The 14,725-nt window shown below is 47.1% G+C and carries 12 protein-coding genes; 2 read left to right on the forward strand and 10 right to left on the reverse strand.

The window, feature by feature from the left end; genetic code table 11:
* Positions 1-31 precede the first annotated feature (31 nt).
* The 7 genes from pgmB to T456_RS0115960 are packed head-to-tail and all read right to left on the reverse strand — an operon-like array spanning position 32 to position 8,750.
* Positions 32-709 carry a beta-phosphoglucomutase gene (gene pgmB / locus T456_RS0115930; protein WP_024867007.1) on the reverse strand — a complete coding sequence of 226 codons (678 nt, stop codon included), beginning with the start codon at positions 707-709 and terminating at the stop codon, positions 32-34.
* Positions 710-733: 24 nt separating this feature from the next.
* Positions 734-2,494, reverse strand: a complete 1,761-nt coding sequence (locus tag T456_RS0115935) for a glycoside hydrolase family 3 protein (RefSeq protein ID WP_035802253.1) — start codon at positions 2,492-2,494, stop codon at positions 734-736.
* Positions 2,495-4,036 (reverse strand): alpha-L-rhamnosidase-related protein, encoded by a 1,542-nt coding sequence (locus T456_RS0115940; RefSeq protein ID WP_024867009.1) that lies wholly within the window; start codon positions 4,034-4,036, stop codon positions 2,495-2,497. It lies immediately after the preceding gene.
* Positions 4,029-5,012 carry an ABC transporter permease gene (locus tag T456_RS0115945; RefSeq protein ID WP_024867010.1) on the reverse strand — a complete coding sequence of 328 codons (984 nt, stop codon included), beginning with the start codon at positions 5,010-5,012 and terminating at the stop codon, positions 4,029-4,031. Before T456_RS0115945 ends, T456_RS0115940 begins: the two co-directional genes overlap by 8 nt.
* Before the next feature lie 16 nt (positions 5,013-5,028).
* Positions 5,029-6,231 (reverse strand): substrate-binding domain-containing protein, encoded by a 1,203-nt coding sequence (locus tag T456_RS0115950; protein ID WP_024867011.1) that lies wholly within the window; start codon positions 6,229-6,231, stop codon positions 5,029-5,031.
* A gap of 29 nt (positions 6,232-6,260) precedes the next feature.
* Entirely contained in the window at positions 6,261-7,238 is a 978-nt protein-coding gene (locus T456_RS0115955) for an ABC transporter permease (protein WP_024867012.1), read from the reverse strand.
* 12 nt (positions 7,239-7,250) lie between these two features.
* The gene (locus T456_RS0115960) at positions 7,251-8,750 is read right to left on the reverse strand and encodes a sugar ABC transporter ATP-binding protein (RefSeq protein WP_024867013.1); all 1,500 of its coding nucleotides are present in this window, start codon (positions 8,748-8,750) and stop codon (positions 7,251-7,253) included.
* A gap of 227 nt (positions 8,751-8,977) precedes the next feature.
* Between T456_RS0115960 and T456_RS0115965 the strand changes: the two genes are divergently transcribed.
* Entirely contained in the window at positions 8,978-10,033 is a 1,056-nt protein-coding gene (locus T456_RS0115965) for an AraC family transcriptional regulator (protein ID WP_024867014.1), read from the forward strand.
* Positions 10,034-10,039: 6 nt separating this feature from the next.
* Here the strand turns inward: T456_RS0115965 and rhaD are convergent, their stop codons facing one another.
* The 3 genes from rhaD to rhaB are packed head-to-tail and all read right to left on the reverse strand — an operon-like array spanning position 10,040 to position 13,613.
* On the reverse strand, positions 10,040-10,855 hold the full coding sequence (gene rhaD, locus T456_RS0115970) for a rhamnulose-1-phosphate aldolase (protein WP_024867015.1): 816 nt from the start codon (positions 10,853-10,855) through the stop codon (positions 10,040-10,042).
* A 31-nt stretch (positions 10,856-10,886) separates the two neighbouring features.
* A complete protein-coding gene (locus T456_RS0115975) occupies positions 10,887-12,149 on the reverse strand; it encodes an L-rhamnose isomerase (RefSeq protein WP_024867016.1) in 1,263 nt (420 codons plus the stop codon).
* A gap of 18 nt (positions 12,150-12,167) precedes the next feature.
* Entirely contained in the window at positions 12,168-13,613 is a 1,446-nt protein-coding gene (rhaB, locus tag T456_RS0115980; RefSeq protein ID WP_024867017.1) for a rhamnulokinase, read from the reverse strand.
* A 118-nt stretch (positions 13,614-13,731) separates the two neighbouring features.
* Between rhaB and T456_RS0115985 the strand changes: the two genes are divergently transcribed.
* Entirely contained in the window at positions 13,732-14,697 is a 966-nt protein-coding gene (locus tag T456_RS0115985; protein ID WP_024867018.1) for an AraC family transcriptional regulator, read from the forward strand.
* Positions 14,698-14,725 lie beyond the last annotated feature (28 nt).

Genomic DNA, 14,725 nt, shown 5'->3' on the forward strand with positions numbered 1-14,725 from the left:
CCTATTCCTTTCGAAACAAGGTCACCACAATTTAAGTATATATCTCTTTATACGAAGAAAGACACATTTTTGAAACTAAATATCCAGTATTTCGGAAAAAAAAACTTATTTTAAACTCTGCTTCGTCACACTCCGCGGCAGGGCCTATTCCGACACTGTGAAACCCCGCTGCATTTGCCGCGTTTATACCCGAGATTGCATCTTCTATCACAAGGCACTCCTCGTTTTTAAGCCCAAGAATTCCCGCAGCCTTGATGAACACCTCAGGGTCGGGCTTGGACCTGGAAATCATGTTGCCGTCGCTGATACCGTCAAAGGCATCAGTAAGGGCTGTCCTCTCCAGGATGAACCGGGTATTCTTTGAGGAAGAGCCAATGGCAAGACCATATCCTCTTTCCTTAAGCTCCCTTAAGGTGCTTCTTACTTCCTCAGTGACATCCCCGGGGCCCATATTCTTCAGAAGTTCTCTGTAGATATTGTTCTTTTTTTCCATGAGAGCAGCCTTTTCCTCCGGGCTGTATACAGCTGCTGCCCTCTCAAGTATGATCTCAAGGCTTTCTGCCCTTGAGACTCCACGGAGTCTTTCATTTATCTTTCTGTCAAAATATATCCCCTCATCGTCCGCGATGGATTTCCACGCCTGATAGTGATACTCATCGGTGCTGCAGATGACTCCGTCCAGGTCAAAGATTATCCCTTTTATATTCATCTTGCCCATCCTTTCTCCCTCTCTTTATATGTAATCCTTTCCGCAGAAGGGATCTATGGGGCTTACTCCCTCAAACTTCGATCTTCCCATGAGTTTTTCAATCACAGCATTGCAGAAGTCTTCATTACCGCTGTAAGCATTGATATAGGTTCCGATCATGGGTGCATCAAAAAGATGATAGGGGTATGCAGTGGAGACCATTATCATCGGTATCTCTTTTGCATGCCAGGGAGCATCATCACCGAGGCCAAAGAGCACATTCCAGTTAAGTCGCAGGGTGGTGTTATTGGATGCATTCTCCATGTTGCAGACATAGATATACAGATCGTAATCCTTCTTCATCTCGGAAACGCTTCTGTACATTTCATTCAAAAGAGCCTTCTTCTTGTCCGGGAGGTTTTCAACATCCATGAAATCCATGGGCGTTATCCGCGTTCTCCTGTCCCTTACGGTAACTTCGAACCCTTCCTTCTCAAGTTTTTCCTTCCACATCAGCGCAAAATCGCTGCAGGGATCCATCTCTTTGTCTATAACATTAAGGTATATCCTCTTATACTTACCCGGATTTACAGGCAAAAGAGCCTTCTCATCCCTGACAAGGGTGATGGCCTTATCGGCAACCTCTTTTGCAAAGGCTCTATGCTCACTGCAGCCAACAATGTCTATGGCATCCTCCGGGGGAACAAGTCTTCCTTCCCTCTGCTTTACATGAAGCCCCAGTGAGGCCTTTGTGGCAAGGATGCGAAGAACAGCCTCATCCAGGCGCTCATTTGTAAGAAGACCGCTTTTCAGTCCATCTTTCAAAAAGCCGATATCCTCGGAAAGATCCTTGTTAAAGAGGATCATATCACAGCCGCTCATAATTGCCGTAGGGATGGCCCTGCTCCTTGGCATTGCCGAGGTAAAGCCCACCATCGGGGTCGCATCAGTGATGATAAGACCGTTAAAGCCAAGTTTTCCTCTAAGCAGTCCCTGCAGGAGTTCCTTAGAAAGAGAGGCGGGGCGGAGCATCTCCTCTTTTGTGGCATCCCTGTTAATCTCCTTTACATAGGCAGGCTGAGCGATATGTCCAACCATCACGGTCTTTGCTCCCTTGCCTATAAGTGATCCGTAGATATAGCCAAAGCTTTCATCCCACTCCCTGACGCTAAGTGAGTTAACACTAGTAACGATGTGCTGGTCCCTCTCATCTATGCCGTCTCCGGGAAAGTGCTTGATTGATACCGCTACGCCGCATTCATCGGCTCCATCCATGTATCTTGAGGCAAAGGCTTCGATTTTCTTCGGGTCATCTCCGAAGGTCCTTACATTGGTTATGGGATTATGAAATTCCCTGTTGATATCCACGATAGGGGCAAAGGACCAGTTGAGTCCAAGCGCTGCACCTTCTTTGCAGGCAACATATCCCATCCGGTATCCGTTTTCCGGATCGTTTGTTGCAGCTACCGCCATTGGTTTTCCAAAACTCGTCCCCTCAAAGGAGAGTCCGTCTCCTCCGGCCTCTGTATTGGCAGCGATAAGAAGAGGAATCCTGGCCATGTCCTGTATCTTCCGGTGGGTGGCTCTCAGCTCTTTTGCCGGGCCGCTTCTGTACATCATTCCGCCCACAGCTGCGCCTTCAACTATGCCCCGAAGAACATTCTCATCATTGGAAAATCCCATGGGGCAGAATACCTGCCCGCACTTCTCATCTTCCGTCATTGAGGCAAAGGTATCCTCTACCCACTTTATCGCCTCATCATCAAGGCAGAACGGGTTTGCTTTATAATCAATCTTTATGCTCATTTACGGTTCATCCTTCGTATCATTAAAATAGGTTCTCAGAAAATATGCCGGTCCGCAGCTCCATGCATGGCAGTAGCTGTTCACAATGGTCCCCCCGTAGGGCGACTCGTTGGGATTTTCCGGATTGTACAGTTCCCAGAAGGTATCGGCGGAATTTGCCACCATTCCTCCCCAGTACTTTGACATTTTCCTGTGAGCCACATCTTTTTTTCCAATTTTAATAAGCGCATCTATGTAGTTATGGTACATGTAGGGAGTCACCATGGTCACTGCTTCAGGGCAGGCCTCCATTCTGTCAAAGAGGCGCTCTGCTGCCTTTCCCTCCATTGCTCCTCCAAGCACCATCCATATCTGCGAGGCAAAAGAGATCTGGCTTTCCGCTCCGCTTACATAGAGCTTCTTCTCAACATCATAAAGGAATCTGTTGGAAGCTTCCTTGAGCTTGAGATAAAGCTGCGCATATTCCTCCTCCGCAAGAACGTCTCCGACGCACTGGGCAAGCTCGATGGCTGCCTCAAGGGCATACATGAAGATTCCCTGAGCGGAGGCCTGTTTGTTGAGGGCAAGATTCCAGTCCACAAAACACCAGCCAAGAACATCCGAGTCCCTTACCACATGCCGCTCATCGAGGCTGTTACTTGCCAGCTCAATCTGTCTTTTGCAGACGTCGAAAAGGTCCAGCACAGCTTTTTTATCCCCGGTCCTTTTGTAGTAATCCCGAAGTATCACAATAAAGAACAGGGAATAGTCAAACATATTCGTGTCATCAACTTCAGGCTTCGGATCAAGGAAGATACAGGCTCCCACCCGTCCGTCTTCCTGGGTCAGAGCCCCGAACAGATAAAGATTTGACTTTACCATGTCATTCATGTTGTAGGTGACATAGTTCACCAGAGCCTGAATTCGCAGGTCTCCGATCCAGAGCCTTCTGTCCCTTTTGGGTCCATCCTCAAAGACCGTCTGCATACAGTCATGGAGTGTTTTTACAGCCACCCTGTCAATCTCCCTGTCCAGCTCATTACTGCTGTAGTAGGGCAAAAGAGCTTCATCCGGGGCAGAGGATACTGCTGTGAGGGATGCATCATTTACCCTTAAGGAGAATCTGGAGCTGATATCAACCACCTCTATCCTCACGTATCTGAAGGAGTATCTCCTGTCCAGTTCCACAACAGACGGCACTATGTCCACATGGATAAGCTCCTCCTCAATCCAGGCCGGTGAGACCCAGCCCTTATACTCTGAGGCATCCTCAAAAAGCTCGATCTCTCTTTCCGCAAATCGGATTCTCAGAAGAACCGGTGAATCGGGGTGTGCCCCCTCATAGCCAAGGTCCAGGGACAGGTAACCCACATAGTGGTCCTCAAAATCCAGGATGATGGAGTCGCCTTTTTTCAGTGCGATAGACTCATATGCCGGACGGGGATCTCTTTTTATGACATCCCCATCCTTCTTTAAGTCAATACACTTGCATTCGTTTATCTTGTTTTTCTTTATTTCAGGGAAAAGAGCTGTCGCTTCCCGTAATAATTTTTCGTTATACATGTGCAAATATTCTCTTGATCAAATGATTATTGTTTAAATAGACTAAGAAGATCACCAGCAGTACTGCGTTTATGATCGACTGAGTCGTGGCATTTATCCGGTTTGAGAAAACCGCAAAGGTGGAATTCAGAAGGGACATACACAGGGCAGAGAGCAGAAAGCCCACCTTCTCGTTTCCGAACCTTCCGATATAGCCTGCAATGAACATCGGAAGGAAGGCCGTGAACATAATGGCTATACTTCCGAAATTCAGCTGTCCTCCGTTTATAGTGGTATTTCTTGCGGCATTCAGCATACCCACAAGTCCCATGAGTCCGCCGCAGATTGTGTAACAGATAAGGGCGTTTTTAACCTCATTGATACCGGTGGCTACAGCTACCTTCTGCCCTGACTTAAGGGCGTTGTAATCATAGCCGAAGGAAGTCCGCTCAAAGACAATGATCATAAAGATAAGAACCGCCGCAATGATAACAGCTGCGTAAACCCAGGTTCCAACAAAGCCTGACATGGATCTGTTCTGAACCTCACTCATAAGGTATTTGCCGCCTGTTATGGTATACATTATTCCCTCGTATACCAGGGTCACACCAAGAGAGACGATAATGGGCGGAAGCCTCAAAGCGCAGTACACAGCTCCCGATATAAGTCCCAGCAGTGCTCCCGCAAGAACCGTTATTATCAGCATAAGAAGTGCAGAACCGGAGCCCCCTTTAAGAAAACCGTATGTGATCTTCGCACCTATCACAGATGAAAGTCCTGCCATTGCCCCCAGGGAAAAATCAAATCTTCCGCTATTTAAGTTTATGGAAAGCGCCATGGTGGTGATCATAACGATGGCTGTATACACCACAAAGTTATCAAAGCTCTTTGCTCCCGATATGATGGTCTGCCCGTTTGCAAGGCAGATTCCTTCCAATACCACTGCCACAGCCGCAGGGATTGCCAATGTCTTTAAAATCTTCTTAAGGGTGCTCATGAACTGCCTCCATTCATCACTTACTCTCGATAAGTGCCTTTACATCATCATAGGTAACATCCTGACCGATAATGCCATCAAGACTTGCCTTGTCAAAAATAGGTGTATCTCCGTTGTCGTTTACATAGTACTTGTCAAAGGATTCTGCATCTGTTGCCACAAGATAGCCCTGAGTAAAGGAGACCGCATTTCCTTCGGGATCTCTTATAACATTTCCGTTAATCGCATCCATTACCAGAGCAAATACAGGTCCGATGGAAGATGAGTACTTGCCTGCAAGATACTCAAGAGAGCCGTTCTTCATTGATTCGCTGTTCATGGCTGTAAAGGAGTCGATATCGGAGAAAGGGATGTTCTCCTGGCTAAGTGTCTGAGCAAAGAAAGTTGTTGCCATTCCCACTGAGATAAATGCCTCAGGAGCTTTCTGGATTGCTGCATTGAGCTCATCTGTGGTTGTGTCGCCATATCCCTGGAGGTAAGCTACCACTTCAACATCTCCCGAAACCTTTGTAAGATCAACACCCTGATCCTGGAATATCTGTCCGATCATACCGTTCATATCATCTGTTCCGCCGTAGGTATCGCCAAGTCCGGCGATCACACCTGCTGCACGGTATACGTGCATGGGGTTGGGGATAAACGCTCCGTAGATGGCAACGCTCTTTACTCCCTTATCCTTAAAGTACTTTCCCATCTCCTTGCCGGCTTCAAACTCTGTCTCGTTTGAAGGTCCAACCTGGCCTACAAAATGCTCATAAGTCTTGTAGGTCTCATACTGACTCTCATCAAGCACGCCGGATGCAACCGCATAGTAGATGCCATACTCTTCGCAGGTCTCAATCTGCTGAGCTCTGTCACTGCTGGAGAGTGAGATAACGGCGTCATATCCCTTTGATGCAAACTTCTCGATGGCTGCCTTCTCATCCTCAGCACTGGCAAGAGCATCTGTATAATCAAAGGTTACGTTATAGTTGTTCTGAATATATTTCTCGTAGTAGTTTCTGAATCCAAGTGCCTCCTCGCCGCTGACGTCGGCCACAAGAACACCGATCTTACGAGTTTCACCCTGATCAGCGGAAGCTTCACTTACAACCGCATTATCAGTGCTGTTATCTGTTGTGTCTGAAACCGCAGCAGGTGCGCTGTTACCGCATCCTGTCATTACGGTCATGGCTGCTGCCATGGCAAGTCCGAGTACCTTTGTTACTTTCCTGTTCATAATCTTTCCTCCGTTTTTTCTAAAGTTCTTTATCTTGGCAACAGTGCGGTTTTGTAATTCATTCCCGTGATATATACCACTATCAGGAAGAAAACTGCGCTGATCACCTGTGTTATTCCGTATGCCGCACTGGAATCAATCACTATCTCCAGAATGTCGTTCAGCAGCATATATGAGAAGCCTCCAACCAGTGCGGCGTATATCCTGGATCTTGCGCCTCCCGATATTGGCATTCCTCCGAATACTATAGCTATAAAGATATTCATTCCTATACTTGAAGCCGTTGTCGTAGTGACCGAAGGGGTATACACAAGAGTAAGGAATGCTCCGAGTCCTATACCGATACCCGCCATAACAAAAGCCAGTATCGTGTATTTGTCGGCTTTGATGCCTGTAAGATATGCGCAGAGGGGATTTCCTCCTACGAACTTCATCCTTCTTCCTGCCTTTGTGAACTCAAATACAAAGACTGAGACTGCAAAGAACAGCAAAAGAGTTGCTATCTTGAAGGGCATATTGTCAAAGGGCTTTACTACGCTGCTGGGAATGCTTATCCCACCCAGCGCTCCTCCGTTTACCGTAATTATCTGCGCAGACACAGCTGACAGTACGGACATCATCGCGACCGTGGTTACAAAGGCCGGTATGTGGAAGATTGAGGCCAGCACCGAATTGAGCAGCGAACACACAATTCCCGTAAGCAGTATCACCGCCATCATCAGCGCTATATTCTCTGTTCTGTTGTAGACCATTACTCCGAGAGTTGCCGAAAACAGTGTGGAAGCGCCAAGGCTGATATCAAAGGTTCCAAGGGTATAGATGAAGGTTGCTCCCGTTGCTACGATTGCCAGAACCAGCGCCTCATTGAACACGATCTTCAGATACATATCAAGTCTGTAACCCTTTGCATTAACCACTGTGCAGAAAACAAGAAAGAGCACCGCCAGCGCCGCCATGGGCAAAAGAGCTATGATATTCTGCCTGTTTATGATTTTCTTTATATTCATTTCTTTTGCCTCCTAGATCATGCATCCTATGATGTCGCTCTCGGACAGATCTTTACTCCGCTGAAATTCTCCTGTTATTTCACCGTTCTTCATGATAAGAACCCTGTCGCTCATCCCGATGAGTTCAGGAAGCTCTTCACTTATCATGAGAATGGCCTTCCCTTCGCTCTTAAGCTGTGACATAAGCTGATACATTGCCTGCTTGACACCGATGTCCACACCTCTCGTGGGGCAATCCAGTATCAGGATCTTACTGTCGCAACCTATCCATTTTCCAAAGACTACCTTTTGCTTGTTGCCGCCGGAGAGCTGGGCTACTGCCTGATCTCTTCCCGAGCATTTGATCCTCAGGGCATCTATCTGCGCGTCTACATATTTTCTTTCCGCGGACCTGGTTATAAGTCCCGCCCCGGATTTGAATATGTTCATTCCTGCAATCGCGATATTGTCCTTGATGCTGGCCTCAAGGCACAGGGATTTTCTGTCTCTGTCCTTGGATACATATCCTATCTTGTCAGTCATTGCGTTGTGGGGAGACTTTATCTGTCGCCCTCTCGGGGATATGACTGCGCCGCTCTCAGGTTTAAGCGCTCCGAACATAGCCTCTCCAAGTTCATGCATTCCGCAGTCCGCAAGTCCTCCAATTCCCAGGATCTCTCCGCAGTGAAGTGTCAGGGACACATCCTTAAGTTTGTCCTTAAAGCACAGATTTTTTACCACAATGGCTTCTTCATCAAGGAAGCTGCAGCTAAAGTCCGGTCTGTAGTAATCGCCCTCTATCTCTCTTCCTATCATGCTGGTCCTTATAAGTTCTTCATCAAATTCCTCTTTAGCGAAAGTTCTTATAAGATTCCCGTCCCTTAGGACTGTCAGGGTGTCGCAGACCTCCATTATTTCCTCCAGATCATGGGAGATAAAAAGTACTGAACCGCCCTCTTTTTTCATCTTTTTCATGATGCCGTACATGATCTGTCTTCCGTCATGAGATAGTGCCGTGCTGGTTTCATCTATCACCAGGATCTTCGGCTTTTTAAGTATGACCTTGGCGATTTCCACCAGCTTCCTGTCCTGGAAGGAAAGGCTGTCCATCATATCCTTTCCGGAAATGGAGGTTATTCCTATATTGGAAAGGGCTCTGTCCGCTTCCTCGAAGAGTCTTTTTCTATCCACAAGGAGTCCCTTCTTAAACTTCTTCATCTCTGCCAGAAATATATTCTCCGCAACGGTGATCCCCGTTATTGTTCCACTCTCCTGAACCACCATTCCTATACCTTTATTCAAAGCATCGATCATGCTCTCGGGTTCCCAGGCGTTTCCTTCATAAGACATCTGCCCCGAGGTTGCTTTCTGCATTCCCGCCGCTATGGATGATATGGTGGATTTTCCAGAACCGTTCTCACCTATGAGACCTCTTATCTCACCGGGGTAAACCTCAAGGTCTACTCCGTTTAGAGCAGTCACACTTCCGAATTTTTTTGTTATGTTTTTCATTTCCAGAATCGGAGTATTCATAACCAATGAATCCTTTCTGTCTGAGGTATTGCTTGTTTATGGATTCATTATATTGAGCAAACGTCTTTTACATAATTCACATAATCGCTCAATTGTATTGACTTATTATGATGAAAATCTATTATTTCTGATACTAATATGAACTATTTTGACATTTACCTCTGTTAGGGGTATTATTTACCTGTTTTAACCGGACGTTCATTTAAGATAATAAGGAAATTAAAGATATGGATCACACAGCGGTAAAGCAGCACATATACGACATTACCGAAACTGAGAAATTTTACAGAGACTACTATCTTGCCGGAAAGGACAAAGACAGTCTGAGAGCTTTTCTTGATGGTCTTGATATGAAGCTTGTTCTTGACAGACACCTTCTGATTACCGAAAAGCCCGAGACAATACCCGAGGTATTCGAAGATTCCTTCTTTTTCGACCTGTCAAATAATGACAGTATAGTGGTACAGAAGCACGAGAGATATTCACCGGCCATCGAGCACAGTCATACCTTTTTTGAGCTGAGCTATGTCTATGACGGCAAGTGCTCCCAGACCATCTCCGGAAGGACCATCGAGATGCGTACGGGAGATTTCTGTGTTATTCCTCCCGGGATCAAACACTCCATCAGCGTGTTTGACGACACCATAGTCATAAACATAATGCTCAGAAGGGATACTTTACATTCCATGTTCTATTCCTTCCTGAACACCCCGAATATACTCAGTTCTTTTTTCCTGAATAATATATATGCCAAGAAGGCCAACGACTACATCATGTTCCACACAGGCTCCGATGAGGGCATAGCCACTTCCTTTATCTGGATGCTGACAGAATCCCTCAACAGACAGGAGTACCATTACCAGGCCATTACAAATACCCTGCTTCTTGATTTTTATCTGATAATAAGGAACTACTCGGAATCCGTTCAGATGCCGCTGTTTGACAGCCGCATAGATGTACAGCGATATGCCCTTATCCAGTATATTCAGGAGAATTACAAGGAGGTAACTCTCTCGGACCTCTCCGAGAAATTCCATTATTCCAACGAGTACACCTCAAGACTGATAAAAGAGCTTACGGGAATGACCTACACCGAGATCCTCAGGACCGTGCGAATAGAGCGAAGTCAGGATCTTCTTGCAAACTCCACCATGAGTGTTGCCACCATAGCTGAAGCTGTGGGATATGACACCACGGAGCACTATATCCGTCAGTTTAAAAAGCACACAAAAATGACTCCTTCCGCTTATCGAAAGGAGTCTGCATCCAGTAGGAACAGGTAAAAGACCTTACAGGAACTTCTCCGGCAGTGTAACGCCAAAGTCTTTTGCCAGCTGTCTTAAATTGTCGGTGGTGATGGTCTGTCTCTTGGTCCCTGTCATTGAGAGGGTCTTAACCAGGATCTCTGCCGATTTTTCCACGGTATGCATAAGCCCGAAGGTGAGATCGAAATCCTCTCCTGCGGCGAACATTCCGTGATGGGCCCAGATTGCAACATCGTAGTCTTCCATCAGTCTGCTGGTGGCAACCGCAATCTCTTTTCCCCCGGGAACCATCCAGGGCACAACACCTATTCCGTCAGGAAATACAACGGGACACTCTGTGGCCATTTCCCAGAGCTGCCTTGTGAACACCTTATCTTCCAGGGGAAGCACAAAGGTAAGGGCGATGGTGTTTGTGGTGTGGGCATGATAGATGACCCTGTATCTGCCGTTTGTAACTCTCTTTTTGACCTCGTGGTTCATGAGATGTGAAGGAAGCTCAGAGGTTGGCTTTCCGCCGTTTATAAGTCCCCAGACTATCCTGTATTTTTCTCCCTTTTCATCTATCTCGACTATGCAGAGGCTGTCCTCCGGCTTTATTATCACGTTTCTGAAGAACTTTCCGGAGCCGGTCACAAGAAAGAACTCTCCCGCAAGATCCGGAACAACGGTTCCTATATCCTGCCACTGTCCCTCCTTGAAATCTTCTCTTACAGCATCAACTTCCTCTGGCTTCATCCTGTAGGAGAGGTTTCCGCCGTTTCTCTCATGCCAGCCCTGCTGCCATCCGTCATCCGCCATGCGAATGAATCCCTTTGTAAATTCTGCATCCAAAACTCTCATTTTATTGTCTCCTATCCGTTATCTTCTTACTTCAGCTTCTCTTTGAAAGCACTTCATCTTCGTAGCGTTTTGCCTCTTCAAACCATCTGCCGTCGCCGGGAACACCGCATCTTTGGCAATACTCATTCCACACCTCTCCGAAGGGCATGGTCTTAAGTTCCTCCATACGAACCATCAGCTCTGTGAAGTTTCCGCTATCCTGCAGGTTCTTAAGCTCCTCATTAGGGGAAAGAAGGGCATATAAAAGAGCCTTCTGCGTATTTCTGTAGCCTGTCACCCAGGCGCTGATCCTGTTTATCGATGCATCAAAGTAGTCCAGAGCCATGAATACCGAACCCTCAAGTCCGCCGCAGCGCACGATCTCCTTCGCTATCTCTTTTGTCTCATCATCAAAGAGCACAACATGGTCGGAATCCCAGCGCACAGGCCTTGTAATGTGAAGAGCGATATTGGGGAAGAAGGATAAAAGAGCCGGTATCTTGTCGCTTACAACCTCTGTTGGATGGTAGTGTCCGTTATCCATAAGCGGGATGCACTTATCCTTGTGAGTTGCCGCAAAGCTCAGGGCAAACTCAGCACTTCCCACTGTGTAGGACTCAACTCCGATGCCGAATACCTTGGACTCCACGCAGGGCTTGACCTGGTTAAAATCAAAGGGCTCTGACAGGATCTGCTCTATGGAATCCCTGTAGCGGTCTCTTGGTCCCTTTCTGTCAGCAGGGATGTCCTTGAAACCGTCACCGGTCCAGATATTCATGACACAGGTTTCCCCAAGCTCCTTTGCAAGATATGAGGAAATGCGAATGCAGGCCTTGCCATGCTCTATCCAGAACTTTCTTGTCTCTTCATCCGGTGAAGAAAGAGTAAGTGGATCGCATTTGGGGTGCGAGAAGAAAGTGGGATTAAAGTCACATCCAAGGTTTCTCTGCTTGCAGAAATCCACCCACTTTTTAAAGTGCTTCGGCTCAAGCCTGTCCCTGTCTACCCATCCTCCGTTCTCCTCATCGAAAATGGCGTAGCTGGCGTGAAGGTTAAGCTTGGCCTTTCCGGGGATGAGCTTTAAAACCTCATCAATATCAGCCATAAGTTCCTGCGGATTTCCTGCTCTTCCGGGGTAATTTCCTGTTGTCTGAATTCCGCCTGTAAGGGGCTTTTCGGGGTCAGTGTCAAAACCTCTGACATCATCCCCCTGCCAGCAGTGCAGCGCAATCTGCGCCTTTTTAAGTTTCTCCATCGCTGCCTCGGTATCAACACCAATTGCAGCATAGCTTTCTCTTGCGTTTTCGTAGCTCATCCGTAATCCTCCGTTTTATTATCGATAAGTCTTTATGTCAAAACTGTTATAGATACAATCTCTTGCCCCGGAAAGGTCTTCAAATATGCCGGCGCTTATCATCTGTACCACCAGGTTACCTATTGCGGTTCCCTCGATTGGACCGGCGTAAACAGGAAGCCCAAGAGCCCTGGCGGTGAGGCTGTTTAAATACTCGTCCTGACACCCTCCGCCGATTATATTGATGCCGGTGATTCTTTTCCCGGTTATGTCTTCAAGCTTTCTTACGGTATCCCTGTAGCACAGGGACAGTCCTTTGTAGACGCACTGCATGATCTCTCCTACGCTTTGGGGCACCGGCATATCTTTCCTTTTGCAGTAGTTTTTTATGGCATCTATCATGCTCTCCGGCGAGAGAAAAGAGTCATCATTGACATCAAGGGCTGCGTCAAAATCTTCGCAGTTTCTGGCCTCAGCTATAAGGTCCGGAAAACTATAGGTTCTGCCGGTGGAGTAGCTGCTCTTTTTGCCCTGCACATATTCGGTGCCGTTTAGCTCCCGCCTTATGGACTGGATTATCCAAAGTCCCATTATGTTCTTTAAGAATCTGTATCTGTAGAAGGCGCCGCCCTCATTGGTGAGGTTCTCTTTTCTTGCTTCCTCGGATATTATGGGATATGCGCTCTCGATTCCAAGAAGGCTCCAGGTCCCGCTGGAAAGATACACGGAAGTCTCATCCCTTGCAGGCACCGACAAAAAGGCAGATCCCGTGTCGTGGGTTGCGGGAAGAATTACCGTGCTGCTAAAGCCAACCTCTTTGGCGATATCTTCGCTAAGCTCCCCAACTATGGTTCCCGGAAGTGAAAGCTCTCCAAAGAGTTTTTCCGGAAGCCCCAGTTTATCCAGAAGTGCTTTATCCCAGGTCTTTTCTTTGGCATTCACAAGACCGGTGCTGGTGGCATTGGTGTACTCCTGTTTTTTGACTTTCGTGAGAAGGAAATCAAGATAGTCCGGGATCATAAGAAGACTCTCTGCTTCCTCTAAGTCTTTTGGCCTTTCTTTTTTCAGCGCCATGAGCTGGAAGATGGTGTTGAAGGGCTGCCTTTGTATCCCGGTTTTCTCATACAGCTCTTTTTCCGGGATGATCTTATAAACTTCCTCTTCCATCCCTTTGGTGCGCCCGTCCCTGTAGGAAACGGGATTTCCTATCATGCGGTCGTCCCTGTCAAGAAGCACAAAGTCCACAGCCCAGGTGTCGATGCCGATGGTCTTTGGGATCAGGTTCTCTTTTTTGCAGGCTTTAAGCCCATCAAGAACGCCCTGCCAGAGAAACTCCATATCCCAGCACTGATGCCCGTCTATAAGGACCTGCCTGTTCTCAAACCTGTGCACTTCCTTAAGATGCATTTTCCCCTGGTCTACCCAGCCTATAATATGCCTTCCGCCGGAAGCCCCGATATCAATAGCAAGAAAATATTCGTTCATATTTAACCCTCAATACAATTGTCATTTATGATGCTATAATATTATGCACAAGGTGTGTTTTACAGAACCTTATCTATTGCAAAATAGAACCTTATTTGACATAAAACGGAGTGAACCTATGAGAGAAGAAATACTGGAGAATCTGTACAGGATAACAGAGGAAGAGGAGCAGCTTCTTAATGGCAGAAGCTCCATCCAAAAAGAGATCTACACCTCGGAGGACGAGTTTGTTGTTGACAGCAATAAGCTCCTTGAACAGGGCAAGCTCATCGCCATCCGCCCCCACACCCGGTTTGCCTATTTCCCCGAGCACAGGCACAACTACATTGAAATGATGGTTATACTTAAGGGCAGCATCACCACCAGGATTGTCGACGGAGATACCCTCACCCTTACACAGGGGGATATTCTCCTTATGAACCGCCATGCCAGACATGAGATAATGCCCAGCGGCAGGGAGGATCTGGCCCTTAACTTCATAATCCTTCCGGAGTTCTTTACAAGGGGAAGTGCATCCTACGACAAGGAGAACATTCTCCGTGACTTTATCATCTCTTCCCTTTCTGATCAAAGGAGGCAGCGGGATTATCTCATCTATCACACCCTTGGCATCATCACGGTGGAAAATCTTATGGAGAACCTCATATGGACTCTTATCAATCATTCCAACGACATGAACCTGATAATCCTCACCACCATGGACCTCCTTCTCATGAATCTGGCTGCCCTGTCGGCGGATACCCTGAAAGACATGCGCTCCAAGGGCCAGAACATAACCATCTGTGCCCTGGAGTACATTGATCACAATTACAGAAATGGTACTCTTGAGGAATTTGCCAGTCAAAGCGGCTATACCACTGCATATTTAAGCCGCCTTCTAAAGAGCTATACGGGATACAATTTCAAACAGCTCCTGCAGCAGAGGAAGCTTCAGCAGGCTGCCTATTATCTCGAGAACACTACGCTGACCACGGAGCGTATCATTGAGAAGATAGGCTACGAGAACAGTGCTTACTTCTATCGGGTTTTTGAAAAAAAATACGGCTGCTCCCCGCGGGTCTATCGCAAAAAGCACAGCGAATGAAAAAACGGCATGCAGCCTATATTATATG

Origin of the sequence: Butyrivibrio sp. FCS014 (assembly GCF_000526935.1) — a bacterium.
Taxonomy (GTDB): domain Bacteria; phylum Bacillota; class Clostridia; order Lachnospirales; family Lachnospiraceae; genus Butyrivibrio.